This window comes from Kitasatospora sp. NPDC088264, assembly GCF_040685715.1.
Classification (GTDB): domain Bacteria; phylum Actinomycetota; class Actinomycetes; order Streptomycetales; family Streptomycetaceae; genus Kitasatospora.
The window spans coordinates 1-1,102 of sequence record NZ_JBFBIR010000150.1 but is presented as its reverse complement, the minus strand read 5'-3'; the positions used below and the strand labels follow the sequence as shown (position 1 = coordinate 1,102).

General features: G+C 73.0%; 2 protein-coding genes. Both read left to right on the top strand.

The genetic code is table 11. The features are described from left to right. Nucleotides 1-98: 98 nt before the first annotated feature. The gene (locus AB0O82_RS38760; protein WP_363589766.1) at nucleotides 99-605 is read left to right on the top strand and encodes a GNAT family N-acetyltransferase; all 507 of its coding nucleotides are present in this window, start codon (nucleotides 99-101) and stop codon (nucleotides 603-605) included. A 77-nt stretch (nucleotides 606-682) separates the two neighbouring features. Further along, complete coding sequence (locus tag AB0O82_RS38755; RefSeq protein WP_363589764.1) at nucleotides 683-886, top strand: DUF397 domain-containing protein; 204 nt, start codon at nucleotides 683-685, stop codon at nucleotides 884-886. The last annotated feature ends 216 nt before the right edge of the window (nucleotides 887-1,102 follow it).

Sequence of the window (1,102 nt, the reverse complement as noted above, 5' to 3'; positions counted from 1 at the left end):
AGGTTCGACAAGACCGCCGTGTCCTACCAAGCCGCCGCCACCCTCGCCTCACTCCTCATGTGGGCCTGACCTTTGACGACACTGCCTAGGACGGCGGCATGACCGGCATCGAACTGCGCCACCACCGCGAACTCACCGACGCGGTCCGCCATGAGCTGGCCGCCCTGTACGCCGAGGTGCGCGCCCCGCTGCTGCACCTGCCCAACTACGCCCTGCCCGCCTTCGGCGAACGCCTGCAACGCCACGGCGGTGAGCCCGGCTTCGAGGCCGTCATCGGCTACGCCGGCAGCGTGCCCGTCGGCTACGCCTACGGCAACACCGTCGAGGCGGCCGACCGCTGGTGGACCCGCATGGCCCGCCCGATGCCCCACCACCTCACCGCCGCACTGGTGTTCGCCCTCAAGGAGCTGGGCGTACGCACCCGATGGCGCGGCACCGGCGCCGCCCGCCGCATCCACGACGCGCTCCTCTCCGCCCGACCCGAGGAGCGGGCCACGCTCATGGTCAACCCCGCCGCCGGGGACGGCAAAGTGCACGCGCTGGACACGGCGTGGAGCTACGAGGACTCAACGAGGTCCGCCCCCGCCCGGACGCGCCGCCACTGATCGCGATGCTGTACCGAAAGCCAACCCCCTTGGCGTAGCGTCTCGTTCACAACATCCTGCGGCCAAGGGAGACAGCCGTGCACGCGAACGACCAGACAAAGTGGCGCAAGAGCAGCTACAGCGCACAGGCGAGCGAGTGCGTGGAGGCGGGGCGCGTCGTCGTCGGCGGCATGGCCGTCCGCGACTCCAAGGACCCCGACGGCCCCGCGCTGGTCTTCCCCGCCGACGCCTGGTCCGCCTTCGTCACCGGGGTCAAGGCCGGCGACTTCCCCACCGCCTGACCCGCCAGCCACCCCCGTCGCGGCCCCGGCCGCGCAGCCGGGGCCGCGACGAACAGTGAGAGCAAAGGACCCGTCCGGCAGCAGAGGATCCACCAGGCCTCGGAGCGGGTGCCGAACAGAACCCGGTAGGACGGGGGGCCCGACAAACCAGTGGTTCCGCGGGGGGGGGGGGGGCCGGCCCCCGACCCCCCCGCGGGGCGCCCCCCCCCGCCCCCC